The sequence below is a fragment of the Rhodopseudomonas palustris genome, from assembly GCF_013415845.1.
GTDB lineage: Bacteria > Pseudomonadota > Alphaproteobacteria > Rhizobiales > Xanthobacteraceae > Rhodopseudomonas > Rhodopseudomonas palustris_F.
The window spans coordinates 4,155,471-4,181,484 of record NZ_CP058907.1; the positions used below are offsets into that span (position 1 = coordinate 4,155,471).

Sequence of the window (26,014 nt, forward strand, 5' to 3'; positions counted from 1 at the left end):
GGCCGGAGGGTAGCAAAGGCGTGCGCGTCAGGCGACCCGCACGGTTGCGAGAAATTTAGCCACCTCGGCGCGCAGCCGGTTGTTTTCCTGGGACAGCAACTGCGCCGAGGTCAGGACCTCGTCCGACGCCGCGCCGGTGTCGGCGGCGCCGCGATTGACGTTGCCGATGCTGGCCGCAACCTGATTGGTGCCGATCGCCGCCTGCTGCACGCTGCGGGCGATCTCCTGGGTGGCGCTACCCTGCTCGCCGACAGACGCCGCGATGGTCGACGAGATATGAGCGATCTTGCCGATGGTACCGCCGATCTCCTTGATGGCGTCCACCGACTCCCGGGTCGCGGCCTGCATCTCGGCAATCTGCGCGCTGATTTCGTCAGTGGCTTTCGCGGTCTGCTCCGCCAGTGCCTTGACCTCCTGCGCCACCACGGCGAAACCGCGCCCCGCCTCGCCGGCACGGGCGGACTCGATGGTGGCGTTGAGTGCGAGCAGATTGGTCTGACCGGCAATGGTGGTGATCAACTGGGTCACGTCGCCGATCCGGTTGGCGGCCTGCGCCAACTTGGCGATCCGCGCGTCGGTCTGTTCGGCCTGCTGCACCGCTTCGTCCGCGATCTTGCGCGACTCGCTGACCTGGCGGCCGATCTCTTCGACCGACGCGGACATCTGCTCGGTTGCAGACGCCACCGATTGTACATTGGTTGAGGTCTGCGATGAGGCTGCCGCCACCATGGTGGCGAGCTGCTGGGTCTCAGCGCTGCCCTTGGCGAGCGCGCCGGCGGAGGCTTCGAGCGCTTGCGAGGCAACGCCGACCTGTTCGACGATCTGACCGACCGCGGCCTCGAAACCATCGGCAAGCTGATGCAGCTCGGCGCGGCGCGATTCAGCGGCGATCTGCTCCTGGCGCTGGCGTTCGGCCTGCTCGCGTTCGGCCTTGGCCACCGCCTGCACTTTGAACTCTTCGACCGCACGCGCCATCTGGCCGACCTCGTCGCCGCGGTCGAGCCCCGGCAACTGCACCCCGAAATTGCCGGCCGCAAGATCACGCATTGCGCCGGACATCGCCACCACCGGGCGGGCGATGCCGCGGCCGATCAGAAACGAGAACGCGATGCCGACCAGCGCGGCGGCCGCCACGATGCCGCCGAGCATCCATTGCTCGCGTTCAAGCGCAATGCCGGTGTGGGCGATCTCGCGATCGCGGCTGTCGTTGGTCGCCAGGATCAGGTCGCTCACCAATGAGTCGATATCGGTAAAACTCTTCTCGGCGCTCTTGATGAACAGGAGCGCCGAGCCGGCGTCGCCATCGGCCATCTCGACCGCGTTCTTGGCCTGCTTCTGATAGCCTACGACCGCGGCCTTGAGCTTCTGGAACGGCGGCTTGGCGGCGTCGGCGCCGAGCGCCTTTTCGACTTCGCCGAGCGAGGCCGGGATCTGCGCCAACGCCGCGGTAGTTTCCTTCATCACCTTGGTGAGCTTGGCCGCATCGGTCTCGTTGGCGGCAGTCGCCGCCATCCGATACAGCTTGGCGTGCGCGGTCCAGGCGGCGTTGTTGAGGTCGGAGGCGAGTTCAGAGAGCCGCACCGGCCCCGACACGAGCTTGTCGACGTTCTGCTGATTGTCGCGCAGCGACACCAGCGCGAAGGCGCCGATGCCGATCATCACCAGAACGAGGAATGCAGGGGCGAGCTGGACCTTCCACGACAATCCGAGTTTTTTGATCCAGCTTCCCATCTGCAACGTCCTGATTTCCACTCAACAGCGTTCGACGGTGCGACGCGCTGCCGTCAGAGTTTGTAGACGCCGGCGCAAACTGCGGTGTTGTCGAGCCGCTCGCAGTACATTTCCTTCGGTTCGACCTTCTTGCTGACCGGATTGACGAACTTGTAGTCCTGCCAGAACGACGGCTGCTTGGCGGCCATCTCGACCCGCTCCTTGACGTAGAGCTTGCCGTCGACGTCCTGCGCGTCGATCATGTCCTTGCCGATGAACTTGGCGTTGGCGCCGTGCGCAAGGACCTTGCCGTCGAGCTGATAGACCACGACGTAGAGGTCGTCTTTCACGAACGGGCCGGTCTTGTCGCTGATCACCACATAGGTCTTGTCGGCGCCATCGGCCTTGATCGCCTCGACGGCCTTCTTGACCATCGCGACGGCATCGTCCTTGCTGGCGCCGGCAAGCGCCGGGGCAGCAGCGAACGCCAGCGCGGCGGCAACCGCGACGGCGATCATCTTGTGGCTCATGGGAAATCTCCTCCTCGGAAAATGCTTCAGGCTCGGGAGCGCCGCCACGTTGACGAGCAAACGCGAATGTTGAGTTAAGCACCGCCCTAGGGTTGTTACCAGGCATCCAACTGGTGAACTGATAACTAAACGGCTGGAACTAATTCTCGGCTTGCGCAGCTCCGCAGACGGACGCCAGAGGCGCTCTGCGGCTGTCCGGTACGCTACTCGACCGGAATGACGTCGACCGCCACCGAGAGTTTCTGCCGGCGGGAACCGACGATGACGCCGTCGACCGGAGAAACGTCCGAGAAATCCCGGCCGACCGCCAGGACGATATGGTCGGTTCCGACCAGCAGGTCATTGGTGGGGTCGAAGCCGATCCAGCCGAGTTCGTTGCCGCACCACACCGAGACCCAGGCGTGGGTCGCATCGGCGCCCTGTAGCCGTTCCTGCCCCTCGGGCGGATAGGTCCGCAAATAACCGCTGACATAGGCAGCAGGCAGACCGAGACCGCGCAGGCCGGCGATCATCACATGCGCAAAGTCCTGGCAAACCCCGTGGCGCTTCTCGAACACTTCGGCCAGCGGAGTCGAAATCACCGTCGCCTTGGGATCGTAGCGGAATTCGGTGCGGATCCGCCGCATCAGTTCGGCGGTGCCGGCGAGCACGCCACGGCCGTGCGGGAAGCTCTGCGCCGCGTAGCGGGTCACCGCCGGCAGGATCGGCACCAGCGGGCTGGAAAACACGTAGCCGACCGGAGAGGACGCGCCGAGGCTCGGGCTGGTGAGCGCCGCATCACGGACCGGTTCCCAGGGCTGGCTGCCGGAGTCGCGCGGCGGCGGCTGCCGCGTCACTTCGACCCGTGACCGGCTGTCGATCCGCAGCAGCTTGTGTGGTGCCTCGATCACGATGCTCTCGGTGACCGTGCCGAAGAAGTCGGTGCGGGCGGTGCGGGCCGCCGGCCTCGGCTTGATCTCGATTGCATGCGACAGCAGCGACTGGCCGGGCTCTGAGATCGGCTTCAGCCGCAGCGAGCAGCGGGCGAAACTCACCTGGCTGCCGTAAGAATAGGTCGTGACGTGGCGAATGTCGTAGATCACGCCAGCCCCATCAGCTTTTCCGGCCGCATCGCGCTGGCGCCGTGCGGGAAGTAGTGCGAACCGACGGCCTCGGCGAGGCTGAGCAGATCCTGTTCCAGCGCGAACAACCACGACGCATCGATCGTCTCGACTTCAGCCGCTGTCAGTTTGGCCAAAGTGGAGACCGCCAGCCGCTGCGGCCGCTCGATCAGGCCGCCCTCATGCAGCGCCGGCAGGCTGGCGACGTGATCGCTGAGCTCTTCGACCTGGAACGCCACCGAGCGCGGATTGTAAGGATCGAGCACAGCGAGATCGCGCACCGGCGCCAGCAGCGGCGCCAACAGATAGCGCGACCGATAGGTGATCTGCGAATCCACCAGCGTCAGCAGCACGTCGAGGTCTTCGGCGGTGGCGCCGTCGCAGGAGAACTGCCGGGCGAAGCGTGCGGTGTTGACGGCGCGCTCGACACGGCGACCGATCCGCAGGAAGCGCCAGCCGGCGGCGCGGTTCATGTTTTCGTTCGACAGGCCGGAGAAGCTTGCCAACTCCTGAAGCGCGACTTCCGCAGCCTGAACCACCGCTTCTTCGCCCTCGACCGGGACGGCGAGCCTCGCCTCCATCTGGGTGATGACGTGCCAGGCATCCGGCGACAGCCGTTCGCGCAGCGACGAAGCGTTGCGCTGGGCGGCGCGGATCAGCGACAGCGCCGAGCCGAATTCATCCGGGCTTTGCAGCGCATCGGCGGCGATCTTGGCGGTCTGCGCACGCGGGCCGAGCGAGGTCGCGCCCCAGGCGATCAGCAGCCGCTGGATCTTCTCGATGGCGTGGTGCAGCGGCCCCTTGCCGGGATCGCGCTGCGGCGCGCTGAGCGCGCGCAGCAGCCGCAGCGTCGCCTCGGCGCGTTCGAGATAGCGGCCGAGCCAGAACAGATTGTCGGCGGCGCGGCTCGGCAGCACGCCGGTGATGCGCCGGATACGCACGCTGTCAACCGCAGGCAGCAGCGACGACGGCGCCACCGCATGATCGGCCACCACCCAGACGTCAGCGGCCCGGGCGCCCTCGCCCATCGACACCGCGCGCGAGTCGAGCCTGTCGGCGATCCGGCAGAAGCCGCCGGGCATCACCGCCCAGCCGTTTTCGGTCGCGGCGGCGAACACGCGCAGCACGAACGGCCGTGGCGCCAGCTTGCCGTCGTCCCACACCGGCGTGGTCGACAGCCGGACCTGCTCCTGCGCGACGTAATCGAGCCCGCGCGCCGCGATCGCATCGCGCAAATGATCGCGCACCACCGGCGGCAATTCGCCGGGCAGCACCGGGCCGTGATGCGAGAAGCCCGGCACGTTCTGGCCGTACGCGCCTTCGATGACGAACTCATCGAGCCGGTCGAGCACTTCCTCGCGCGCCGCCGTTTGGCCGCACCACCAGGTGGCGATGTGCGGCATCTTGAGGTCTTCGCCGAGCAGCCGGCGCGCCAGCGGCGGCAGGAAGCCGAGCAGCGAGCGCGCTTCGAGCACGCCGGAGCCCGGCATGTTGGCAACCACGACGCCGCTCTTGCGGATCACGTCGATCAGGCCGGCGACGCCGAGCTGCGACGAAGCATCGAGCTCCAGCGGATCGAGCGAATTGGCATCGACCCGGCGCAGCAGCACGTCGATCCGCTTCAGGCCGGCGACGGTGCGGATATGCAGACGATCATCGGCGACCGCGAGGTCGTCGCCTTCCACCAGCAGGAAGCCGAGATAGCGCGCCAATGTTGCGTGCTCGAAATACGTCTCGCTGAACCGGCCCGGCGTCAGCAAGCCAATGCGCGGTTCGTCGCGATCGGCCGTGGCGCGCAGGCTGTCGCGGAACGCTTCGAAGAACGAGGCGACGCGCTCGACATTCATCGATTTGTAGAGATCGTTGAAGGCGCGCGACAGCACCAGGCGGTTTTCCAGCGCGTAGCCGGCGCCGGACGGCGCCTGGGTGCGATCGCCGAGCACCCACCACTGCCCGTCCGGGCCGCGGCCGATGTCGGCGGCATAGAAGTGCAGATAGCGGCCGCCGGGCGGCTTCACTCCGACCATCGGCCGCAAGTAATCGGCGCTGCCGGCGATCGCGGCGGCCGGCAGCGCGCCGTCAGCGATCAATCGGCCGTCGCCGTAGATGTCCTGCAGCACGCCTTCCAGCAGCGTCGCGCGCTGGGCGATGCCGGCGGCGATCTGTTGCCACTCGCTCTCGCCGATCAGCAGCGGGACGTGGCTGAGCGGCCAGGCACGATCCACGGCGTCGCCCGGCGCCCGATAGGTGACGCCGGCATCGCGCAGATGCCGGTCGGCGGCGGCGAAGCGGCGCTCGATCTCGTCGGTCGACAAAGCTGCGAACGCGTCGAAATAACGACTCCACACCGCGCGCGGCTGGCCGTCGGCGCCGATGAATTCATCGGGGATACCGGGCAGGCGCACATAATCCCGGCTCCATTGCGCAACCTTGCGGTCACGCGGTCGAGCCTTCCGGGCCGGGCCGCCTTGCTGCGCCATTATCTCATCCCCCATACGGAATGATTCAATGCAGCAGTGGCGTGCGCAAGTCGAGGGTCAGCGGGAATTCAAGTGTGCGTTCTTCATGCGGCGGATCGATCCGGCCCGGGGTGTGGCCGTGATCCTGGAACCGGGCCAGCCGCCGGGCCTCGGCTTCGTACGAGTTCACCGGCTTGGTCTCGTAGGCGCGGCCGCCCGGATGGGCGACGTGATAGACGCAGCCGCCGAGCGAGCGGCCGTTCCAGGTGTCGACGATGTCGAACACCAGCGGCGCGTGCACCGGAATGGTCGGATGCAGCCCTGAGGCCGGCTGCCACGCCTTGAACCGCACCGCCGCCACCGCTTCGCCGGAGCGCGCGGTCGCCGTCATCGGCAGCCGGCGGCCGTTGCAGGTGATGACGTGGCGGCCCTCGACGAAGCCCTCGGCCTTGACCTGTAGCCGCTCGACCGAGGAATCGACAAAGCGCACCGTACCGCCCGCGGTCCCCTCTTCGCCCAGCACGTGCCACGGCTCCAACGCCTGCCGCACCTCCAATGTGACACCGCCGTGATACACGCTGCCGAACACGGGAAAACGAAACTCGAGCTGCGCGGTGAACCATTCCGGCTCGAACGCATAGCCGGCGCGCGCCAACTCGCCGAGCACGTCGCGAAAATCCTCCCACAAATAATGCGGCAGCATGAAGCGGTCGTGCAGCGCCGTGCCCCAGCGGACGAACTTGCCGGAGAGCGGCTCGCGCCACAGCATCGCGATCAGCGCGCGGATCAGAAGCTGCTGCGCGAGCGACATCCGCGGATCGGGCGGCATCTCGAGCGCGCGGAATTCGACCAGGCCGAGACGCCCGGTCGGACTATCCGGCGAGTACATCTTGTCGATGCAGATCTCGGCGCGATGGGTGTTGCCGGTGATATCGACCAGGATGTTGCGGAACAGCCGGTCGGCGAGCCACAGCGGGCCCTTGACGCCCGGCGGCGGCACCTGGTTCAGCGCGATTTCGAGTTCATACAGCGAATCGTGCCGCGCCTCGTCGATCCGCGGCGCCTGGCTGGTCGGGCCGATGAACATCCCGGAGAACAGATAGGACAGCGACGGATGCCGCTGCCAGAACAGCACCAGACTCTTGAGCAGATCCGGCCTTCTCAAGAACGGAGAGTCCGCGGGGCTGGCGCCGCCGACCACGACGTGGTTGCCGCCGCCGGTGCCGGTGTGGCGGCCGTCGATCAGGAAGCGGTTGGCGCCGAGCCGCACCTGCGCGGCGTCCTCATACAGGCCGAAGGTTGTCCGCACAGCCTCGCGCCAGCTCGAGGCCGGCTGAATGTTGACTTCGATCACGCCGGGGTCGGGCGTCACCTTGATGACATCGATGCGCGGATCGTAAGGCGGCGGATAGCCTTCGATGTGGACCCGGATCTGCATCTCTTCGGCGGTGGCTTCGACCGCGGCAATCAGTTCGAGATAATCCTCGATGGTTTCGGTCGGCGGCATGAAGGCGCAGAGCACGCCCTCGCGCAGCTCGATCGACATCGCGGTGCGCACGCCTCCTTTGCGCAGCTTCTGCTCCTCGACCGGCTGACTTGTCGTCGCCTCGCCCGCCGACTGTTCGAACACCGGCATCTGCTCGCGCTCGGGATCGGCATCGTTCGCCGGCGGCGGCGCGAACAGCGGCAGCGCGCCGCGCGGCTCCAAGGGATCGCGCGGCACGATGAACGGATAGTCGTCTTCCGGAATGTGCGGCAGCGACGAAATCGGCAGCCGGAAGCCGAGCGGCGAGTCGCCCGGCAGCAGGAACAGATTGCCTCGCCGCAGTTTCCAGCGCTCGCTGCGCCAACGCTTCTTCTGCGCCGGCGTCGCTTCCGCATTCCACGCCTGGATCGGCAGCACGAAACCGCGCGGCGTATTCAACCCAGTGTCGAACACCCGCGCCATCCGGGCACGCTCTTCCGGATCGGACAGCTTGTTATCCTGCGGATCGACATTCGGCGGCAGCGCGGCTTCCTTCTGCAGCCAGTGGTTCGGATCCTCATAGGCCGGCAGCACGTAGTCGGTGTCGATGCCGAGCCGCTTCGCGGTGCCGATCGCGAACTGCTCGGCTTCCTCGACCTTCGCCGGCCGCTGGCCGACCACCGGCGCGATCAGATCCGCATTGTTCCAGATCGGCACGCCGTCCTTGCGCCAATACAGACCGAAGGCCCAGCGCGGCAGGCTTTCGCCCGGATACCATTTGCCCTGGCCGAAATGCAGCAGGCCGCCGGGTGCGAACCGCGTGCGCAGGCGCCGGATCAGATCGTCCGCCAGCATCCGCTTGGCGCCGCCGACCGCGGCGACGTTCCACTCCGGCGATTCCAGATCGTCGATCGACACGAAGGTCGGCTCGCCGCCCATCGTCAGCCGCACGTCGTGCGCGACCAGATCGGCATCGACCTTTTCGCCGAGCGCATCCAGCCTCGCCCAGGATTCGTCGGAGAACGGCATGGTGATCCGCGGCGCTTCGCGGATGCGCTCGACCCGCATGTCGAATTTGAAATCGACATTGGCGAAGCCGACCACACCGGATATCGGCGCCGCCGTGCGATAATGCGGCGTGGCGGCGACCGGGATGTGGCCCTCGCCCGCAAGCAATCCCGAAGTCACGTCGAAGCCGACCCAGCCGGCGCCGGGCAGGTACACTTCGGCCCAGGCGTGCAGATCGGTGAAGTCGTGCGTGGCGCCCTTCGGGCCGTCGAGCGACTCGATGTCGGGGCGAAGCTGGATCAAGTAACCGGACACGAACCGCGCCGCGAGACCGAGATGCCGCAGCGTCTGGATCAGCAGCCACGCCGAGTCGCGGCACGAGCCGGCGCCTTTGGCCAGCGTCTCCTCTGGCGTCTGCACCCCCGGTTCCATCCGGATGATGTAGTTGACCCGCTCGCGCAGTTTGGCGTTGAGGTCGACCAGGAAGTTGACGGTGCTTTCCGCTTCACGCGGAATCGAATCGAGATAGGCTTTGAACAGCGGCCCCGGCTCGGTCGTCGCCAGATATGGCGCCAGCTCGTGCTGCAGGTCGCCGGTATATGAGAACGGGAAGCTCTCGGCGTAGCTCTCGACGAAGAAGTCGAACGGGTTGATCACCGTCATCGCCGCGGTGAAATCGACCTCGATCTTGAGTTCGTCCGCCTTCTCAGGAAACACGAACCGCGCCAGCCAGTTGCCCTGCGGGTCCTGCTGCCAATTGATGAAGTGGTTCGCCGGCGTGACCTTCAGCGAATACGACAGAATCGGCGTCCGCGTATGCGGCGCCGGACGCAGCCGGATGGTCTGAGGACCGATGTCGACCAGACGGTCGTATTTGTAATGCGTGACGTGATGAAGGGCGACATAGATCGACACAAGGGCAGCTCCGGCATTGAATTTGAGCAGAACACCGGAGCTCGGGGCGATCAAGCGCTAACAAAGGGCAAGGGCTGCTTAAGTATGGGGCGGAGCCCGGCTGCGTAGAGGGTCGTCATCGCCCGCGCAGACGGGCGACCCAGTCTCGCACCGAATCGAAGCTTTCTCTGCAACGCTCCTTGCAGAATCTCTCGTTCGTCATTCCGGGATGCGCCCTCTTGGGCGCAGGCCCGGAATCCATATTCCCGGCGGAGGTTATGGATTCCGGGCTCGCGCTTCGCGCGCCCCGGAATGACGACGGTTCTTCACGCCTTGCCGCCCGAGTTTTTCCGCGTCTCGGCGACCCAGCTGCGGGCGCCGATCGCCATGATGCCGCTGTCGTTGAGCAGCGTCACCAGTTTGAAGCCGAGCGCGATGTTGCGGGCGGCGCCTTCCGGGCCGGAGCAATGGATGCCCGGATACAGGCCGCGCTTGTCGCATTCCTTGAGCAGCTTGTCGTAGATCTTCAGGATCTCCGGCTCGTCGCGGTCGAGCTTCGGCACCAGGCCGTAGGAGAAGCCGAGATCGCTGGGCCCGATATACACGCCGGCAATGCCTTCGACGTCGAGGATCGCCTCCATGTTCTCGACCGCGGTGCGGGTCTCGATCATCGGGATGCACAGCGTCTCGTCGTTCGCGGTCGCCTGATAGTTTCCGGACGAGCCGTAGAGACCGGCACGGATCGGACCGTTACTGCGGGTGCCGCGCGGCGGGTACTTGCAATACTGGACGAAGTTTTCAGCTTCCTCCTTGGTATTCACCATCGGGCAGATCACCCCGTAGGCGCCGCCGTCCAGCACCTTGCCGATGATGCCCGGCTCGTTCCACGGCACCCGCACCATCGGCGTCACCGGATGCGCCTGCATCGCCTGGAAACAGGTGACCATCGATTGATAGTCCTGCACGCCGTGCTGGATATCGACCGTGACGCTGTCGAACCCGCACTGTGCCATCACCTCGGCCGAGAACCCCGACGGAATCGCCAGCCAGCCATTGACCACGACTTTGCCGTCGGCCCAGAGTTGTTTCACCTTGTTTGCCATTGTCAGTCCTTGCGCGCTATCAGATTGACTAAATTACTAGTACACGGCGTCATCGCCGGGCTTGCCCCGCCTGCGGGGCCGAAGCCCCTTCGGCGCGGCGAAGGCCCGGCGATCCATCGTCACGAAGAAGGATGGATGCGCGGGTCAAGCCCGCGCATGACGATCGGAATTGTTGCGATCGCCTCACGCCGTCGCCGCCTGGATCGCGGCTTCGTCGACGCCGACTTCGCGCGCGGTGGCGACGATGGCGGCCCAGGTGTCATCGGGGAGCGGAACGCCGTTCCTGGTCCGCTCGGCGCGGGTGGCGGTTTCGGGATCGCCGGGGATCAACACCTGATCGACGCCGGCGACCGTCTTGGAGCTTTTGAAGAAGTCGATGTAGCGGGTGACTTCGGCATCGAAGACGTGCGCCGGATCGATGCGCTTCGGATCGACATAGATCGAGAACATGCCGTTGGCGAATGGCCGGTCTGGGCCGGTGGCGCCGTTGCCGGTGAGCGCGCCGCCGAGCAGTTCGCAGATCAGCGCCAGCCCCGAGCCCTTGTGTTCGCCGAAAGCGCGGATCGCCCCTCGGCCGTTGGCGTGGTTGATCGGGCCGTCCTTCTCGTGCGGGCCGTACAGCGTCGCCGGATCTTCGCTCAAAGAGCCGTCGGCATTGATCAGCGCGCCTTGCGGCAGCTTCTTGCCGCCGCGCGCCGCGACCAGCACCTTGCCTTCGGCGACGATCGAGGTGGCAAGATCGAGCACCACCGGCGGCGCGTCCGGGCGCGGGATGCCGACGCAATAAGGCGCAGTGGACAATCGGCGTTCAACGCCGCCGAACGGCGCGACCAGGATCGAGCCCGCCGCGGTGACGAAGTGAATCGAGACCAAGCCTTCAGCGGCGGCCATCTCGGCCCAGTCTCCGATCCGGCCGATGTGACCGGCGTTCTTCAGCGCCACCGCCGACAGCCCCTGCGCCTTGCACTTGTCGATGCCGATCCGCACCGCCTGCGGGCCCACAGTCTGGCCGTAGCCGAACTTGCCGTCGACCACTGCGAGCGACGGCAGATCGACCGGGACGTCGACGGTCTGGTCCGGATGCACCGCGCCGGCGTTGCGCCAGCGGATGTAGACCGGCACGCGGATGACGCCGTGGCTGTCGTGGCCTGTGAGATTAGCGGTGGTGAGATACGAGCCGATCCGCCGCGCCTCTTCCTTGGACGAGCCCGCACGCTCAAACACCTGGGCGACGAAATCGATCAGCCGATCGACCTGCACCGTCACCATGTCGGCGCACTCCTGCGGCCAGCGGTCATCTGCTGTTGGGTCATTCGTCGTCTCCTCCCGGCACCGCGGCCTTCGCCTGCGGTCGAACTTTGCGGCCGCGAGTTGAGCGAGATTCCTGATCGCTGTCCACCGCGCTTCCGGCATGGCGCACCGGCATCGCCATCAGGCTCGCCTCCAACGCGCGCAGCAGTTCCTGCAGTTCGGCGAGCCTGGCACCGCCGGTCCGCCGCGTGATTTCGGCGTAGATTGCTTCCGAGAACGGCGCGACCGTCTCGATCAGCTTCAACCCCTTGGCGGTGATCGACACCATGCTACGGCGCTGGTCGTCCTTGGCGAGTTTACGTGCCACCAGCTTGCGGGCCTCGAGATCACGCAGCATCCGCGACAGGCTGGGGCCGAGCAGGAAGGCGCTGTGCGCCAGCTCGGTGACTTCGATCGCATCGACCGCCGTGAGCGCGCGCAGGATGCGCCATTGCTGCTCGCTGAGACCGTGGGCGCGCAGCAGCGGGCGGAAGTGCCGCATCACCGCCTCGCGGCCACGCAGCAGCAGCATCGGCAGCGAGCGCGAGAACTCGCGCATCGGCAGTTCTTTGTTCTGCGCCGCCCCTTCACCGTCCTCGCGAAGCACCTCGCGCCGAAGCGATCCCGCCTTGGGGCCTGCCGCAGGCTTGCTGCGCTTCGCTCGTAATGAGGGGGGAGAAGTCTTTTGCATCGCAATAAGCACGGTTTGGATTTGAGCCTCATCATTTAACATGTTAATCAGTTTACGCGCGAGCGTTTTTGTCGGCGCCGACGCAGGGATGGAAATCAAGGCGGAAGCCCAACATGGCGTTGTCGAACAACGAAATTCGCGCCGCGGCCGAGCGGCTGCAGCAGGCCGAGACAACCAAGGTGCAGATCCGCCAGCTGTCGCTGGATCATCCGGCGATCACGATTCCCGACGCCTACGCAATCCAGGGCGCCTGGATCGAGATCAAGCAGGCTGCGGGCCGACGCGTGCGCGGCCACAAGATCGGGCTGACCTCGAAGGCGATGCAGGGCCAGCTCGGCATCGATGAGCCGGACAGCGGCATTCTGCTCGACGACATGTTCTTTGGTGACGGCGGCATCGTGCCGACCGATCGCTTCATCGCGACGCGCGTCGAAGCCGAACTCGCCTTCGTCATCAAGCATCGCCTCGCCGGTCCGCATTGCACGATCTTCGACGTGCTGAACGCCACTGATTTCGTGGTGCCGGCACTGGAGATCCTCGATACCCGCGTACAGCGCGTCGATCCTGAGACCAAGGCGACGCGGAAGATCTATGACACCATCGCCGACAACGCGGCGAATGCCGGCATCGTGCTCGGCGGCCGGCCGATCCGGCCGCTCGACACCGACCTGCGCTGGATCGGCGCGCTCGCTTACAAGAACGGTCAGCTCGAGGAGACCGGCCTCGCCGCAGGCGTGCTCAACCATCCGGCGACCGCGGTGGCGTGGCTCGCCAACAAAATCGCGCCGCAGGGCCTGGCGCTGGAGCCAGGCCAGATCGTGCTGGCCGGCTCGTTCATTCGCGCGATCGAGACGGCGAAGGGTGATACGATCCAGGCCGACTACGGGCCCTACGGCACCGTGAGTTGTTACTTCGGGTAACGAGCCGAAGCGAGGGATCCATGCCGCATTTCACCATCGAATATTCCGCCAATCTCGACGACAAGCTCGACATCGCCGAGGTCGTCGAACTTGTTCGCAGCACCGCGATTGAAACCGGGATCTTTCCGGTTGGCGGGGTGCGGGTCCGCGCGATCCGCTGCGAGCATTATGCGATCGCCGACGGCCGGCCGGGCTTCGCCTTCATGGCGATGCTGCTGCGGCTCGGCGAAGGCCGCGACCTCGCCGCCCGCAAGCGCGCCGGCGATCACATCTTCGCCCAGCTCTCGCACTACCTTGATCCGCTGTTCGGCGACGAGGGCTTCGCGCTGTCGTTCGACATGGTGGTCAACGACAACGAGACGAGCTGGAAGCGCAACTCGATCCACGACCTGTTGATCGCCGAGGCCCGCCATGGCTGATGCCGCTACGCCCCCTTCCGGATTTCAGGCCAATCTCGACCGTGCCGCGCCGCTGCTGAAGCAGCTCAAGGCCGATGGCATCGGCCATCTGATCGGCGGCGAGATCGTCGCAGCCTCATCCGGCGAAGTGTTCGAGACGGCCTCGCCGATCGACAATTCGGTGCTGGCGCAGGTGGCGCGCGGCACGGCGGCGGACATCGACCGCGCCGCCAAGGCAGCTAAGGCTGCGTTTCCGGCGTGGCGTGACATGGCGCCCGCCAAGCGGCGCAAGCTGCTACACACAATCGCTGATGCGATCGAGGCGCGCGCCGACGACATCGCCGTGCTGGAATGCATCGACACCGGTCAGGCGCATCGCTTCATGGCCAAGGCCGCGATCCGCGCCGCCGAAAACTTCCGGTTCTTCGCCGACAAATGCGCTGAGGCGCGCGACGGCCTGAACACGCCGAGCGACGAGCATTGGAACGTCTCGACCCGGGTGCCGATCGGTCCGGTCGGCGTGATCACGCCGTGGAATACGCCGTTCATGCTGTCGACCTGGAAGATCGCCCCCGCGCTCGCTGCCGGCTGCACCGTGGTGCACAAGCCGGCCGAGTGGTCGCCGGTGACCGCCGACATGCTGGCGCGCATCTGCAAGGACGCCGGGCTGCCGGACGGCGTGCTCAACACCGTGCACGGTTTCGGCGAAGAGGCCGGCAAGGCGCTGACCGAACATCCAGCCATCAAGGCGATCGCCTTCGTCGGCGAAACCGCCACCGGCGCCGCGATCATGGCGCAGGGCGCGCCGACGCTGAAGCGGGTGCATTTCGAGCTCGGCGGCAAGAACCCGGTGATCGTGTTTGGCGACGCCGATCTCGATCGCGCGCTCGATGCCGTGGTGTTCATGATCTACTCGCTGAACGGCGAGCGCTGCACCTCGTCGAGCCGGCTGCTGGTGCAATCCTCGATCGCCGACAGCTTCATCGAAAAGCTGGCCGCACGTGTACGCGCCCTCAAGGTCGGCCACCCGCTCGATCCGGCCACCGAAGTCGGTCCGCTGATCCATCAGCGCCATCTCGACAAGGTCTGCTCCTATGTCGACGTCGCCCGGAAGGACGGCGCCACCATCGCGGTCGGCGGCGAACCGTTCGATGGCCCCGGCGGCGGGCACTATGTAAAGCCGACACTGGTGACCAATGCGCGCAGCGACATGCAGGTGGCACAGGACGAAGTATTTGGCCCATTCCTCACCGTGATCCCGTTCAAGGATGAAGCCGAGGCGATTCAAATCGCCAACGACGTCCGCTACGGACTCACCGGCTATGTCTGGACCGCCGACATGGGCCGCGCCTTGCGCGTCGCCGAGGCGCTCGAAGCCGGGATGATCTGGCTGAACTCGGAAAACGTCCGCCATTTGCCGACCCCGTTCGGCGGCATGAAGCAGTCCGGCATCGGCCGCGACGGCGGCGACTACTCGTTCGAGTTCTACATGGAGACCAAGCACGTCTCTCTGGCCCGCGGCACGCACAAGATTCAGAAGCTGGGGGCGGTGTAGTGCAAAGCTTTCCCACGCGTCATTCCGGGGCGCTCGCGCAGCGAGCGAACCCGGAATCCATACTCCCTGTGAACGCTGTCGTGCACAGTCGCGGACACAGGGGTTATGGATTCCGGGTTCGCGCCTGACGGTGCGCCCCGGAATGACGAGATTTGATGCTGTGAACGAACAACAGGACGATCCGAGGACTCGCCAATGCCGGTGCCGCAACACGTGTTCGATCCGCCGTTCAACATCGTCCGCGCCAGCCATGTGGTGCTCGACGTCGTCGATCTGAACAAAAGCGTCGAGTTCTACGACAACATCATCGGCCTGCATGTCGAAGATCGCGACGACACCACCGCTTACTTGCGCGGCTGTGAGGAGCATCAGCATCATTCGTTGGTGCTGCGCAAAGCGGACGCGCCGGCCGCGGCACGGCTCGGCTTCAAGGTCGGCAATGAAGACGACCTCGACAAGGCCGGCAGCTTCTTTGCCGAGAACGGGCTGATCTACAGCTTCGTCGATCGCCCGTTCCAGGGCCGCACCCTGCACGTCACCGATCCGTTCGGCTATCGGCTCGAACTGTACGCAACAATGGAAAAGCGGCCGCATCTGCTCCGCCGCTACGAGCGTTACAAGGGCTGCCATCCGCAGCGGCTCGACCATTTCAACGTGTTCGCGGCCGAAACCCAGGATACGGTCGACTTCTATGCCCGGCTCGGCTTCCGCCTCACCGAATACGCCGAGGAAGACGGCGACAGCGGGCGCATCGCCGCCGCGTGGATGCACCGCAAAGGCAACGTTCACGACTTCGCACTGACCAACGGAAGCGGCCCGCGGCTGCACCATTTCGCCTATTGGGTGCCCGGCCCGCTCAACATCATCCATCTCTGCGACGTGATGGCGTCGAGCGGCCTGGCGCTGGAGCGCGGCCCCGGTCGCCACGGCATCTCCAACGCCTTCTTCCTCTATGTTCGCGATCCGGACGGCCACCGCATCGAGCTGTACTGCAGCGACTACCAGACCATGGACCACGACCACGAGCCGCTCCGCTGGTCGCTGCGCGACCCGCGCCGCCAGACCCTATGGGGCGCGCCTGCGCCGAGGTCCTGGTTCGAGCAGGGCTCGCCGTTCCTCGGCCAGGAGGTCCGCGAACCGGCCTTCGTAGCCGATGTGGTGATTGCGGATTGAGCCTCGGATGCGCACACTCAAACCATGAAACTCGTCATTCCGGGGCGCTCGCGAAAGCGAGCGAACCCGGAATCCAGAAGTTCAGAGCACCTCGGGATTCCGGGTTCGCGCCGGACGGCGCGCCCCGGAATGACGGCATCAAAGGCTGATCACCATGCCCACTCCTCGCCTCGCCACCTTCACCGTCAACGGCCTCACCCGCTACGGCGCGGTGTGTGATCATGGGGTGGTCGATCTGTCGGCCCGCCATGCCAACGACTATCCGACCCTGCGCGAGGTGATCGCGGCCGGCGCGCTGCAGCGGATCGTTGACGAGGCCGACCACACCGCACCCGACTTCGCGCGCGACGCGGTGAAGCTTCAGCCGCCGATCCCGCAGCCGGAAAAGATCATCTGCGTCGGCGTCAACTATCCGGACCGCAACGCCGAATATAAGGACGGCAGCGAGACGCCGAAGTTTCCGTCGATGTTCATGCGCACGCCGCGCTCTTTCGTCGGCCACGGCACGCCGCTGGTGCGGCCGAAGGCGTCGAAGCTGCTGGACTACGAGGGCGAGCTGACGCTGGTGATCGGCCAGGGCGGCCGGCACATCGCCGAGGCCGACGCACTGAATCATGTCGCCGCGATCACGCTGTGCAACGAGGGCACGATCCGCGACTGAGTGCGGCACGCCAAGTTCAACGTGACCCAAGGCAAGAACTTCGACCACACCGGCAGCCTGGGACCGTGGCTGGTGCCCTACACGAATGAAGCGCAGATCGCCGACATCCGCCTCACCACGCGCGTCAACGGCGAGACGCGACAGGACGATCGCACCTCGCGGATGATCTTCAGCTTCCGCTATCTGATCGCCTACATCTCGACCTTCACCACGCTGGTGCCGGGCGATCTGATCGTCACCGGCACGCCGGCCGGCGCCGGCGCCCGCGCCGAACCGCCGGTGTATCTGAAGCCCGGCGATATCATCGAGGTCGAGGCCGACGGCATCGGCACCTTGCGCAACGGCGTGATCGACGAAGCCGAGTAATTCCTCCCAGCAAGCAGCGGATATCCAGATGAGCATCATGACCGGCGGCGAAGCCATCGTGCAGGGCCTCGTCGCGCACGGCGTCGACACCGTGTTCGGCCTGCCCGGCGCGCAGATCTACGGCCTGTTCGACGGCTTCGCCAAGGCGCAACTGAAGGTGATCGGCGCGCGGCACGAGCAGGCCTGCGGCTATATGGCATTCGGCTACGCCCGCGCCTCCGGCAAACCCGGCGTGTTCAGCGTCGTGCCCGGCCCCGGCGTGCTCAACGCCGGCGCAGCGCTGCTCACCGCGTTCGGCTGCAACGAGCCGGTGATGTGCCTCACCGGCCAGGTGCCGAGCGCATATCTCGGCAAGGGCCGCGGCCATCTGCACGAGATGCCGGATCAACTGGCGACGCTGCGCAGCTTCATCAAATGGGCCGAGCGGATCGAATATCCGGGCAACGCGCCAGCGCTGGTGGCGCGCGCCTTCCAGGAGATGATGAGCGGCCGCCGCGGACCTGTGGCGCTGGAAATGCCGTGGGAGGTGTTCACGCAAACCGCCGAGACCGGCGCGGCGCAGAAGCTCGATCCGATCGCACCACCCGCCCCCGATCCGGATCGCATCGCCGCCGCGGCGAAGCTGATCACGGCCAGCAAGACACCGATGATCTTCGTCGGCTCCGGCGCGCTGGAGGCCGGCGACGAGATCCTCGAACTCGCCGAGATGATCGACGCGCCGGTGGTGGCGTTCCGCTCCGGCCGCGGCATCGTCAGCAACCGGCACGAACTCGGGCTGACGTTCGCAGCGGCCTACCAGCTGTGGCCGCACACCGACCTGATCATCGGCATCGGCACCCGCATGGAGCTGCCGACCACCTTCCGCTGGCCGTTCCGCCCCGAGGGGCTGAAGTCGGTGCGGATCGACATCGATCCGGCGGAGATGCGGCGGTTCGCGCCGGACGCGGCGATCGTGTCGGATTCGAAAGCTGGCGCCCGCGCGCTGGCCGATGCGGTGAGCAAGGCGGGCTATTCAAAGACGAAAGGCCGCCGCGAGGCGATCCGCGCCGCCACGGCGAAGACGCAGCAGGACATCCAGGCGATCCAGCCGCAGATGTCGTACTTGAAGATCCTGCGCGAGGTGCTGCCGGACGATGCGATCGTCACCGACGAGCTGTCGCAGGTCGGCTTCGCCTCCTGGTACGGTTTCCCGATCTATCAACCGCGCACCTTCCTCACTTCCGGCTATCAGGGCACGCTCGGCTCGGGCTTTCCGACCGCGCTCGGCGCCAAGGTGGCGTGCCCGGACAAACCGGTGGTGGCGATCACCGGCGACGGCGGCTTCATGTTCGGCGTGCAAGAGCTTGCCACCGCGGTCCAATACAACATCGGCGTGGTGACGCTGGTGTTCGACAATTCCGCCTACGGCAACGTCCGCCGCGACCAGGTCAATCTGTTCGACGGCCGCGTGGTGGCGTCCGATCTGGTCAATCCGGATTTCGTCAAGCTCGCCGATTCGTTCGGCGTCGGCGCCGCGCGCGTGACCTCGCCCGACCATTTCCGGCCCGCGCTGGAAAAAGCGCTCGCCGCCGGCGGCCCGCAGCTGATCGCGATCGACGTCCCGCGCGACAGCGAAGCCAGCCCGTGGCCGTTCATTCATCCGGCGAAGCCGTAGGAAGCCCCCCGTCATTCCGGATTGCGCGCACAGCGCGCAAGTCCGGAATCCATATCCCCTGTGCTTGTGACCGAGCACCGCGGGTCGACCGCTTTGGTTCACCACGTTTGCCGGGAGTATAGATTCCGGGCTCGCCGCTACGCGGCGCCCCGGAATGACGAATGGAGAGGTGAGTGCGCGTCACCTCCGATCACAGATGATCGTAGTCCACCACCACGCGATCGGTGGTCGGTTTGGCCTGACAGGTGAGCACGAAGCCGGCGGCGAGTTCCCAGGGCTCCAGCGAGTAGTTCAGGTCCATCTTGGCTTCGCCCTCGACCAGCTTGGCGCGGCAGGTCGAGCACATCCCGCCCTTGCAGGCGAATGGCAGGTCGACGCCGGCGCGGAGCGCAGCATCGAGGATGGCTTCGCCTTCCGCGACCGGCACCTCGCGGCGCTTGCCGTCGATGATCAGCGACGCGATCGCTCTTGGCGGCGCACCCGGCTCGACCACCGCCTTCGGCCGCGGCTTGCCGCCAAGCCCTGAAACGAAGCGCTCGACATGGATGCGCTCTGCGGCGATACCGAGGTCGCGGCAAGTGGTCTCGACGTCGTCGCTCATCCCGGTCGGGCCGCAGATGAAGACGTGATCGACGCTTGCCGCCGGCACCATCGCGGTGAGTAGCAGCCGCACCTTGTCGCGGTCGAGCCGGCCCTGCATCACCGGCACGTCCTGCTCTTCCTGCGACAGCACATGAAACACCGCGAGCCGGTCGAGGTAGCGGTCCTTCAACGTCTCCAGAGACTCGCGAAACAGGATCTGATCGGTGGTGCGGTTGCCGTAGAATAGGAAGAACCGGCTGCCCGGCTCGCGCACCAGCACGCCTTTGATCAGTGACAGGATCGGGGTGATGCCGCTGCCGGCGGCGAAGCCCACATAGGTACGCGTCTCCTCCACGGCATGCAGCGCACCGAACCTGCCGGTCGGCGTCATCACCTCGATGGTGTCGCCGGCTTTCAACTCTTCGGTTGCCCACACCGAGAATGCGCCGCCGTCGACCTTCTTCACCGCGATCCGCAGCTCGCCGTCGTCCGGTCCGGAGCAGATCGAATACGATCGCCGCACCTCCTCGCCGTCCATCGTGGTGCGCAGCGTCAGATACTGGCCCGGCACGAACTGATAGGCGCTCGCCAGCTCCGGCGGGACCGTGAAGCTGAGCGAGATCGCATCCCGCCCTTCGCGGCGCAGGTCGGCAATGGTCAGCGGATGAAATCGCGGAATACTGGCGGAGATGTTCATGGCGGCGCTCAATGGCACTTGAAGTAATCGAATGGTTCGCGGCAGCTCTTGCAGCGCCACAGCGCCTTGCACGAAGTCGAGCCGAATTCAGACAGCTGCTCGGTGTCGGTCGAGCCGCATTGCGGGCAGGCGATTTCCAGGGTGCCGAACAGCGCGCGGCGGGAGCCGGTCGCCTGCGGCGGGGCGATGCCGTAGTCCTTCAGCTTGGCGCGGCCCGCCTCGCTCATCCAATCGGTGGTCCAGGCCGGCGCCAGCACGGTGGTGACCCGCGCCTGCGCGATGCCGGCACGCGCCAGCGCGGTCTCGATCTCCAGCGCGATCATGTTCATCGCCGGACACCCGGAATAGGTCGGGGTGATCGCAACCTCGACGCTGCCGTGCTCGACCCGCACCTCGCGCAGCACGCCGAGATCGACGATGGTAAGAACCGGGATTTCCGGATCGCACACCGTCGCGGCGGCATCCCAGGCGCGCTGTCGCAGCTCGGCGTCGCTGCCCGTCAGCGTCACCATGTCAGCCCCGGATAGGTCCGCTGCATGTGCTGCAGCTCGGCGAGCAGCCGGCCGAGATGCTCGGTGTGACGGCCGCTGCGGCCGCCCTGCTGCATCCACGGATTGCTCGGTGCCGTCAGCATCGCTTCGCGCAGCACCGTGTCGATTGTGCTCTGCCAAGTGGCGCGCAGGCTCGCCGGATCGACCGCGATGCCGGTTTCGATCAGCCGGCGCTCGGCATTGTCGGTCTCGAAGAGCTCGCCGGTGAATGCCCACAGCGCTTCTACCGCATCCTGCGCGCGGGCGTGGCTTTCATCGGTGCCGTCGCCGAGCCGGATCATCCACTCGGCGGCATGGCGGAGATGATAGGCGCTTTCCTTTTCCGACTTGGCGGCAATCGCGGCGAGCGTGGCGTCGGATGATTGCATCATCGCGCGCCAATACGGGTCGGCGAACGCCGAGTAGAACAGCTGCCGCGCGATGGTGCGGGCAAAATCGCCGTTCGGCTGCTCGACCAGCAGCAGATTCTGGTACTGCCTTTCCTCGCGCAAGTACGCGAGCTGATCCTCGCCGCGGCCCTGCCCCTCGACCTGTCCGGCATAGCTGTACAGCTCGCGCGCCTGCCCGATCAGGTCGAGCGCGATGTTGGACAGCGCCATGTCCTCTTCCAGCATCGGCGCATGCCCGCACCATTCCGACAGCCGATGACCGAGCACGAGCGCATCATCGGCGCGGCGCAGCGTGGTGGTGAACAGCGGGGTGTCGGTCAGTTCGATCGAGGCGGCGGGCATATCAATCAATGTCCTGTTAGCACGACGATAAATCGCCGCGCGGCGGGCGGTCTCCCTCTCCCCGCGCGCAGGGAGAGGTTAGTCTGTGCTCGGCGCGGACGCCTGCAGCCGCTCACTACATATGCCCGACTTCGTCGGGCACTTCGTAGAACGTCGGATGGCGATAGATCTTGGACTCCGCCGGCTCGAACAGCATGCCGGCCTCGGCCGGATCGCTCGCGGTGATCGCGTTCGACGGCACCACCCAGATCGACAGGCCTTCGCCGCGGCGCGTGTAGATGTCGCGCGCCGCCTGCAGCGCCAGCGTGGCGTCGGCGGCGTGCAGCGAGCCGACGTGCTTGTGCGCGAGGCCGTTGCGGCTGCGGATGAAAACCTCCCACAGCTGCGTGTTCGGCGTGGTCATATGTCGTTTCCTCCTCGTCTTCCTCTCCCCGAGTGCGGGGAGAGGGTCGGAATGAGGGGGCGTCTCCGCGAGTCGCGACTGCTCGGCCGCGTCGAGACTCCCCTCACCCGGATTGCTGCGCAATCCGACCTCTCCCCGCGCGCGGGGATAGGTTAGAAATTCCGCGGTCGTTGTTACGCCGCCAGTTTCTTCTTGCGTTTCTCAGCGTAGGCAGCGGCCGCCTCGCGCACCCAGGCGCCGTCGTCGTGGGCCTTGCGCCGCGCCGCCATGCGGTCGCGGTTGCACGGGCCGTTGCCGGCGAGCACCTGCTTGAACTCGTCCCAAGGAATTTCGCCGTACTCCCAATGCCCGGTCGCGTCGTTCTTCTTCAGATCGGGATCGGGAAGCGTCAGGCCGAGATAGTGCGCCTGCGGCACCGTGGCATCGACGAATTTCTGTCGCAGTTCGTCGTTGGAGAAACGCTTGATCTTCCACTTGGTCGAGGTGTCGCTGTGCTGGCTGGCCTGATCGGGCGGGCCGAACATCATCAGGCACGGCCACCACCAGCGGTTCAGCGCGTCCTGCGCCAGCGCCTTCTGCTCGGCCGACCCCTTGGCCAGCGTCAGCATGATCTCGTAGCCCTGGCGCTGGTGGAACGACTCCTCCTTGCAGACGCGGATCATCGCGCGCGCATACGGCCCGTAGGAGCAGCGGCACAGCGGGATCTGGTTCATGATCGCGGCGCCGTCGACCAGCCAGCCGATCGCGCCGATATCGGCCCAGGTCAGCGTCGGATAGTTGAAGATCGACGAGTACTTCGCCTTGCCGCTGAGCAGCTGATCGACCAGCTCCTCGCGCGAGGCGCCGAGCGTTTCGGCGGCGGCGTAGAGATACAGGCCGTGCCCACACTCGTCCTGGACCTTGGCGAGCAGCGCTGCCTTGCGCCGCAGCGTCGGCGCGCGGGTGATCCAGTTGCCTTCGGGCAGCATACCGACGACTTCGGAATGCGCGTGCTGGGAGATCTGTCGGACCAACGTCTTGCGATACGCCGCCGGCATCCAATCGTTCGGCTCGATCCGCTCCTCGGCATCGATCCGCGCCTGGAAACGCGCGGCGCGCTCGGCGTCCTCGATGGTCCGCTCGTCACCGTCCGACACATTCAGTGCCTGGGTGTACATGGCGATCTCCTCCGGCGTTGTTGGAAATATAATTGACCAATTGGACGGTCAATGCAAGTGTCGGAACCAGACACCCGTGGTGCGCCGCAGCGCAACCTCGGCCGATAGGAATCGAACACATCATGGCGCGCACGCGAGCCACCGACTACGACGATAAACGCCGCGGCATTCTCAGCCGTTCCGCACGGCTATTCGCCGAACACGGCTACACCGGCACTTCGATCACCATGATCGCCGACGCCTGCGGCGTCTCGAAGGCGCTGATGTATCACTACTACCCGTCGAAGGATGCGGTGCTGTTCGATCTGCTCGAGGATCACCTGCAGCATCTGGTGACGGTGGTCGACGCCGCCGCGCAGGGCGAAAGCGATCCGAGCGACCGGCTGTTCGCGATCGCGGCGGCGCTGCTCGAAGCCTATCGCGGCGCCGATGCCGAACATCAGGTGCAGATTTCCAGCCTGAAGCTGCTGCCGCCGGAGCAGCAGGAGACGCTCAAGGCGCTGGAGCGCAAACTGGTGGTGTCGATGTCGGACGCGATCGCCGCCGCGATTCCGGCCGCAGCCGCCAAGCCGGAACTGCTGAAGCCGCTGACGATGTCGCTGTTCGGCATGCTGAACTGGCACTATTTGTGGTTCCGCGAAGGCAAGGGCCTGTCGCGCGAAACCTACGCGCAGATGGTGACGACGCTGATGATCGCCGGCGCCGAACAGGCGATCGACGCGATCACCGAACCGCCGGCCAAAGCCGAGCGCGCAGCGACGCGGAAGAAGAGCGAGCGGGCGGCGGTGGCGCGACGGGCGTAGTTCGCACAGTTTCCCCTCCCCGAGTCATTCCGCGGCGCGCAGCGCGAACCCCGAATCTCAGCAACGCAAAACAACCTCGGGATTCCGGGTTCGCTCGCTTTCGCGAGCGCCCCGGAATGACGGAGGCGAGGCCGACGGGTTGCCCCAAAAAAAGAAAGGCCCGCGTAAGCGGGCCGAGGTCGGGAGGAACGTCGAGCCTCGATCGTACGAGGCTCGGGGTCGTCAGCAGCGGAAGTTACGCCGACTTGCTGAAGGTCTTGGTGAAGTTGTCCTGCACCGACTTGGCGCTGTCGCTGACCAGCTTGCCGAAGTACTCGGTGGCCGACTTGGCGCGCGACACCAGCACCTCACCCTGCGAACGCGCAAGGTCGGACTGGATCTGGAACGCCTCGTTGACCGATTTCGCCGACGCCAGCTTGTCGATGCCGGAGAAGAACGCTTCGGTGTCCTGATAGATCGCCTGCTGGATGTTGCGGGTGATCTTGGCAGCTTCGCTCACCGAGTTGGCGACGGTTTCCTCGATCGCCGAAGTCACCTTCTCCGAACCGGCGTGGAAATCCGCGGCCTTCTCCTTGGCGGTGCCAGCGGCACGCTTGACGAAGTCGCGGGCGGCTTCCGGAACCTCGAGGGTCTGGAAGTTCTTGAACGCGTCGGTCACCGGCTGAAACGCCTGCTTGACGCTGTCGGCGACCGTTTCGGCCGCCTGGGTGTAGCTCTCGTGATTAGCAGCATCGGTCATCTGAAATCTCCATCCTCGTCTGAGCCATGGTCTTCCCGTCCGACCTGCGGCCCGGGCAGGTAAAATATGACATAAACCATGCTGCATTGCAATATCATTGCCGCAATGCAACACGAGATCGCCTATAAGCCATTGATATAAAAATGAATTTAAACGGATCGGACACAATCAGAACGTGTTGAATGTCGGCCATACCCCGACATTCAGGACGTCAGGCCGATCCCTTCGGCTTGCCGGACTTCCCCGGCTGGACCGCCGCCGCGAGTCCGTCCAGCCGCCGCTCGACCTCGGCCAGCCGGGCGTTGAATTCCTGCATCTGCGCCCGCGACGGCAGATTCATACCGGCCAGATATTTGTCCATCATGTCGGCGAACTGCTTGTGCGCCTCGGCGGAGACGCCGCCGACCTGCTGCGCCACCTTGCCGAGCTCCGGCGACGCCAGCGCTTGGTTGGCGAAGGCCGCAAAGCCCTTGCTCATTTCGCCGAACATCGTCTGCCACGCCGCTGCCGGATCGTTGTCCTTGTCGGCCATTGCCCTCTCCCCTCTTGTCATCCGCACGGCACACCGCGCGACGACCTTTTAGCGGTTCGGCGGGGCGTAGGCGAAGCCAAATAGACCGGAGCGATCGAACGGTGTGAAGACGCCCTCCGGCTGCGCCAGCCGGTCGGCGATCGCCCACAGCACCGCGGCGTTGACGATCAGGCCGATATGGCTGGCGAGCACCACCTCGATGTTCTCGGCGCGCGGCGACGGCGCCAGCTGCGAGGTGCGCCAGTTCACGATGCCGTCGGTGCGTGAGTAGATCGACGTAGTCGGCACCGGCATTTCGCCACCGAGCGGTTCGAGATCTTCGAGGTGAACCTCGGTCAGTTCCTCGCCCGACAGCTTCTCGTAGATCCGCTTGGCATTGGTGGCGGTGACGTCACCGGTGAACGGACTGCCGAGGGTGATGATGTCACGCACCACCTCCGGCGCATGCAGCGCGAGGTCGCGCGCATAGACGCCGCCGAGGCTCCAGCCGACCAGGCTGACCTTGCGGCCGGTCGCCTCATGAACGGCAGCGAGCCGGTCGCGCAGGCGGGCGCGCATCCGGTAGATGCCGCCGAGATTGCGGCCGAGCTCCCAGGCGAACACCTGATAGCCGAGCTGCTTGAGATAGCGCCGCATCGGCGCAGTCGACAGGTCGCTCGCGAGCAGTCCGGGCAGCACCAGCACCGGATGGCCATCGCCGCGCGGCGCCTGCAGCAGCAGCGGCGACAGCAGCAGGCTGGCGTTGAATTCGAAGAAGCTGCGCGCCTCGGCGAGCAGCAGCGCGACGCTCGGCGGCTTCAGCCGCTCGCGATTCTGGCTGGCGCCGCGGTCGGCGGGCATCG

Annotated in this window: 22 protein-coding genes and 1 pseudogene; 7 read left to right on the forward strand and 16 right to left on the reverse strand. The window is 66.0% G+C overall.

All coding sequences use genetic code 11. The features are described from left to right. Positions 1-27: 27 nt before the first annotated feature. The 8 genes from HZF03_RS18965 to hpaR all read right to left on the reverse strand — a co-directional run bounded on the left by HZF03_RS18965 (position 28) and on the right by hpaR (position 12,118). Entirely contained in the window at positions 28-1,731 is a 1,704-nt protein-coding gene (locus tag HZF03_RS18965) for a methyl-accepting chemotaxis protein (RefSeq protein WP_119018026.1), read from the reverse strand. Between the two features lie 53 nt (positions 1,732-1,784). After that, a complete protein-coding gene (locus tag HZF03_RS18970; protein ID WP_119018027.1) occupies positions 1,785-2,240 on the reverse strand; it encodes a cache domain-containing protein in 456 nt (151 codons plus the stop codon). Between the two features lie 203 nt (positions 2,241-2,443). Beyond that, on the reverse strand, positions 2,444-3,322 hold the full coding sequence (locus tag HZF03_RS18975; RefSeq protein WP_011159290.1) for a transglutaminase family protein: 879 nt from the start codon (positions 3,320-3,322) through the stop codon (positions 2,444-2,446). Next, a complete protein-coding gene (locus HZF03_RS18980; RefSeq protein ID WP_119018028.1) occupies positions 3,319-5,820 on the reverse strand; it encodes a circularly permuted type 2 ATP-grasp protein in 2,502 nt (833 codons plus the stop codon). The genes HZF03_RS18975 and HZF03_RS18980 overlap by 4 nt, the downstream gene beginning before the upstream one ends. Positions 5,821-5,845: 25 nt before the next feature. Next, the gene (locus HZF03_RS18985; RefSeq protein ID WP_119018058.1) at positions 5,846-9,187 is read right to left on the reverse strand and encodes a transglutaminase family protein; all 3,342 of its coding nucleotides are present in this window, start codon (positions 9,185-9,187) and stop codon (positions 5,846-5,848) included. A 305-nt stretch (positions 9,188-9,492) separates the two neighbouring features. Next, positions 9,493-10,269, reverse strand: a complete 777-nt coding sequence (locus HZF03_RS18990; RefSeq protein WP_104512650.1) for an HpcH/HpaI aldolase family protein — start codon at positions 10,267-10,269, stop codon at positions 9,493-9,495. A 183-nt stretch (positions 10,270-10,452) separates the two neighbouring features. Next, complete coding sequence (locus HZF03_RS18995; protein WP_119018029.1) at positions 10,453-11,538, reverse strand: malate/lactate/ureidoglycolate dehydrogenase; 1,086 nt, start codon at positions 11,536-11,538, stop codon at positions 10,453-10,455. 40 nt (positions 11,539-11,578) lie between these two features. Further along, the gene (gene hpaR / locus HZF03_RS19000) at positions 11,579-12,118 is read right to left on the reverse strand and encodes a homoprotocatechuate degradation operon regulator HpaR (RefSeq protein WP_119018059.1); all 540 of its coding nucleotides are present in this window, start codon (positions 12,116-12,118) and stop codon (positions 11,579-11,581) included. Between the two features lie 245 nt (positions 12,119-12,363). On the opposite strand from hpaR, the gene hpaH reads away from it, so the two are divergent. From hpaH to HZF03_RS19030, 6 genes and pseudogenes are all read left to right on the forward strand, one after another. Further along, complete coding sequence (gene hpaH / locus HZF03_RS19005) at positions 12,364-13,170, forward strand: 2-oxo-hept-4-ene-1,7-dioate hydratase (protein WP_104512652.1); 807 nt, start codon at positions 12,364-12,366, stop codon at positions 13,168-13,170. 20 nt (positions 13,171-13,190) lie between these two features. Further along, entirely contained in the window at positions 13,191-13,589 is a 399-nt protein-coding gene (locus HZF03_RS19010; RefSeq protein WP_011159297.1) for a 5-carboxymethyl-2-hydroxymuconate Delta-isomerase, read from the forward strand. Then, a complete protein-coding gene (hpaE, locus tag HZF03_RS19015) occupies positions 13,582-15,123 on the forward strand; it encodes a 5-carboxymethyl-2-hydroxymuconate semialdehyde dehydrogenase (protein WP_119018030.1) in 1,542 nt (513 codons plus the stop codon). Before HZF03_RS19010 ends, hpaE begins: the two co-directional genes overlap by 8 nt. Positions 15,124-15,318: 195 nt before the next feature. After that, positions 15,319-16,296: a 3,4-dihydroxyphenylacetate 2,3-dioxygenase gene (hpaD, locus tag HZF03_RS19020; RefSeq protein ID WP_119018031.1), complete on the forward strand. Its 978-nt coding sequence runs from the start codon at positions 15,319-15,321 to the stop codon at positions 16,294-16,296. A gap of 154 nt (positions 16,297-16,450) precedes the next feature. Continuing rightward, positions 16,451-17,323, forward strand: a pseudogene (locus tag HZF03_RS19025) (fumarylacetoacetate hydrolase family protein). Positions 17,324-17,351: 28 nt separating this feature from the next. Continuing rightward, positions 17,352-18,977 carry a thiamine pyrophosphate-dependent enzyme gene (locus tag HZF03_RS19030; RefSeq protein ID WP_119018033.1) on the forward strand — a complete coding sequence of 542 codons (1,626 nt, stop codon included), beginning with the start codon at positions 17,352-17,354 and terminating at the stop codon, positions 18,975-18,977. A gap of 190 nt (positions 18,978-19,167) precedes the next feature. Here the strand turns inward: HZF03_RS19030 and paaE are convergent, their stop codons facing one another. The 5 genes from paaE to paaA all read right to left on the reverse strand — a co-directional run bounded on the left by paaE (position 19,168) and on the right by paaA (position 23,098). Next, positions 19,168-20,256: a 1,2-phenylacetyl-CoA epoxidase subunit PaaE gene (paaE, locus tag HZF03_RS19035; protein WP_119018034.1), complete on the reverse strand. Its 1,089-nt coding sequence runs from the start codon at positions 20,254-20,256 to the stop codon at positions 19,168-19,170. An 8-nt stretch (positions 20,257-20,264) separates the two neighbouring features. Next, positions 20,265-20,768 carry a 1,2-phenylacetyl-CoA epoxidase subunit PaaD gene (paaD, locus tag HZF03_RS19040; protein ID WP_119018035.1) on the reverse strand — a complete coding sequence of 168 codons (504 nt, stop codon included), beginning with the start codon at positions 20,766-20,768 and terminating at the stop codon, positions 20,265-20,267. After that, positions 20,762-21,538 carry a 1,2-phenylacetyl-CoA epoxidase subunit PaaC gene (gene paaC / locus HZF03_RS19045; RefSeq protein ID WP_119018036.1) on the reverse strand — a complete coding sequence of 259 codons (777 nt, stop codon included), beginning with the start codon at positions 21,536-21,538 and terminating at the stop codon, positions 20,762-20,764. Before paaC ends, paaD begins: the two co-directional genes overlap by 7 nt. Positions 21,539-21,653: 115 nt before the next feature. Continuing rightward, positions 21,654-21,941 (reverse strand): 1,2-phenylacetyl-CoA epoxidase subunit PaaB, encoded by a 288-nt coding sequence (paaB, locus tag HZF03_RS19050; RefSeq protein ID WP_011159305.1) that lies wholly within the window; start codon positions 21,939-21,941, stop codon positions 21,654-21,656. Positions 21,942-22,114: 173 nt separating this feature from the next. Further along, complete coding sequence (paaA, locus tag HZF03_RS19055; RefSeq protein WP_104512658.1) at positions 22,115-23,098, reverse strand: 1,2-phenylacetyl-CoA epoxidase subunit PaaA; 984 nt, start codon at positions 23,096-23,098, stop codon at positions 22,115-22,117. A 122-nt stretch (positions 23,099-23,220) separates the two neighbouring features. Between paaA and HZF03_RS19060 the strand changes: the two genes are divergently transcribed. Then, entirely contained in the window at positions 23,221-23,901 is a 681-nt protein-coding gene (locus HZF03_RS19060) for a TetR/AcrR family transcriptional regulator (RefSeq protein WP_119018037.1), read from the forward strand. A gap of 235 nt (positions 23,902-24,136) precedes the next feature. Here the strand turns inward: HZF03_RS19060 and HZF03_RS19065 are convergent, their stop codons facing one another. From HZF03_RS19065 to HZF03_RS19075, 3 genes are all read right to left on the reverse strand, one after another. Beyond that, positions 24,137-24,640 carry a phasin gene (locus HZF03_RS19065; RefSeq protein WP_012497157.1) on the reverse strand — a complete coding sequence of 168 codons (504 nt, stop codon included), beginning with the start codon at positions 24,638-24,640 and terminating at the stop codon, positions 24,137-24,139. A gap of 211 nt (positions 24,641-24,851) precedes the next feature. Next, positions 24,852-25,172, reverse strand: a complete 321-nt coding sequence (locus HZF03_RS19070) for a hypothetical protein (protein ID WP_119018038.1) — start codon at positions 25,170-25,172, stop codon at positions 24,852-24,854. A gap of 48 nt (positions 25,173-25,220) precedes the next feature. After that, entirely contained in the window at positions 25,221-26,012 is a 792-nt protein-coding gene (locus HZF03_RS19075) for an esterase/lipase family protein (RefSeq protein WP_119018039.1), read from the reverse strand. Positions 26,013-26,014 lie beyond the last annotated feature (2 nt).

Excerpts from the sequence above, each read along its gene's own strand:
- HZF03_RS18965 (WP_119018026.1), bottom strand. The coding sequence starts at position 1,731 with ATGGGAAGCTGGATCAAAAAACTCGGATTGTCGTGGAAGGTCCAGCTC.
- HZF03_RS18970 (WP_119018027.1), bottom strand. The coding sequence starts at position 2,240 with ATGAGCCACAAGATGATCGCCGTCGCGGTTGCCGCCGCGCTGGCGTTC.
- HZF03_RS18980 (WP_119018028.1), bottom strand. The coding sequence starts at position 5,820 with ATGGCGCAGCAAGGCGGCCCGGCCCGGAAGGCTCGACCGCGTGACCGC.
- HZF03_RS18990 (WP_104512650.1), bottom strand. The coding sequence starts at position 10,269 with ATGGCAAACAAGGTGAAACAACTCTGGGCCGACGGCAAAGTCGTGGTC.
- HZF03_RS18995 (WP_119018029.1), bottom strand. The coding sequence starts at position 11,538 with ATGGTGACGGTGCAGGTCGATCGGCTGATCGATTTCGTCGCCCAGGTG.
- hpaR (WP_119018059.1), bottom strand. The coding sequence starts at position 12,118 with ATGCGCGAGTTCTCGCGCTCGCTGCCGATGCTGCTGCTGCGTGGCCGC.
- hpaH (WP_104512652.1), top strand. The coding sequence starts at position 12,364 with ATGGCGTTGTCGAACAACGAAATTCGCGCCGCGGCCGAGCGGCTGCAG.
- HZF03_RS19010 (WP_011159297.1), top strand. The coding sequence starts at position 13,191 with ATGCCGCATTTCACCATCGAATATTCCGCCAATCTCGACGACAAGCTC.
- hpaE (WP_119018030.1), top strand. The coding sequence starts at position 13,582 with ATGGCTGATGCCGCTACGCCCCCTTCCGGATTTCAGGCCAATCTCGAC.
- hpaD (WP_119018031.1), top strand. The coding sequence starts at position 15,319 with ATGCCGGTGCCGCAACACGTGTTCGATCCGCCGTTCAACATCGTCCGC.
- HZF03_RS19030 (WP_119018033.1), top strand. The coding sequence starts at position 17,352 with ATGAGCATCATGACCGGCGGCGAAGCCATCGTGCAGGGCCTCGTCGCG.
- paaE (WP_119018034.1), bottom strand. The coding sequence starts at position 20,256 with ATGAACATCTCCGCCAGTATTCCGCGATTTCATCCGCTGACCATTGCC.
- paaD (WP_119018035.1), bottom strand. The coding sequence starts at position 20,768 with ATGGTGACGCTGACGGGCAGCGACGCCGAGCTGCGACAGCGCGCCTGG.
- paaC (WP_119018036.1), bottom strand. The coding sequence starts at position 21,538 with ATGCCCGCCGCCTCGATCGAACTGACCGACACCCCGCTGTTCACCACC.
- paaB (WP_011159305.1), bottom strand. The coding sequence starts at position 21,941 with ATGACCACGCCGAACACGCAGCTGTGGGAGGTTTTCATCCGCAGCCGC.
- paaA (WP_104512658.1), bottom strand. The coding sequence starts at position 23,098 with ATGTACACCCAGGCACTGAATGTGTCGGACGGTGACGAGCGGACCATC.
- HZF03_RS19060 (WP_119018037.1), top strand. The coding sequence starts at position 23,221 with ATGGCGCGCACGCGAGCCACCGACTACGACGATAAACGCCGCGGCATT.
- HZF03_RS19065 (WP_012497157.1), bottom strand. The coding sequence starts at position 24,640 with ATGACCGATGCTGCTAATCACGAGAGCTACACCCAGGCGGCCGAAACG.
- HZF03_RS19070 (WP_119018038.1), bottom strand. The coding sequence starts at position 25,172 with ATGGCCGACAAGGACAACGATCCGGCAGCGGCGTGGCAGACGATGTTC.
- HZF03_RS19075 (WP_119018039.1), bottom strand. The coding sequence starts at position 26,012 with ATGCCCGCCGACCGCGGCGCCAGCCAGAATCGCGAGCGGCTGAAGCCG.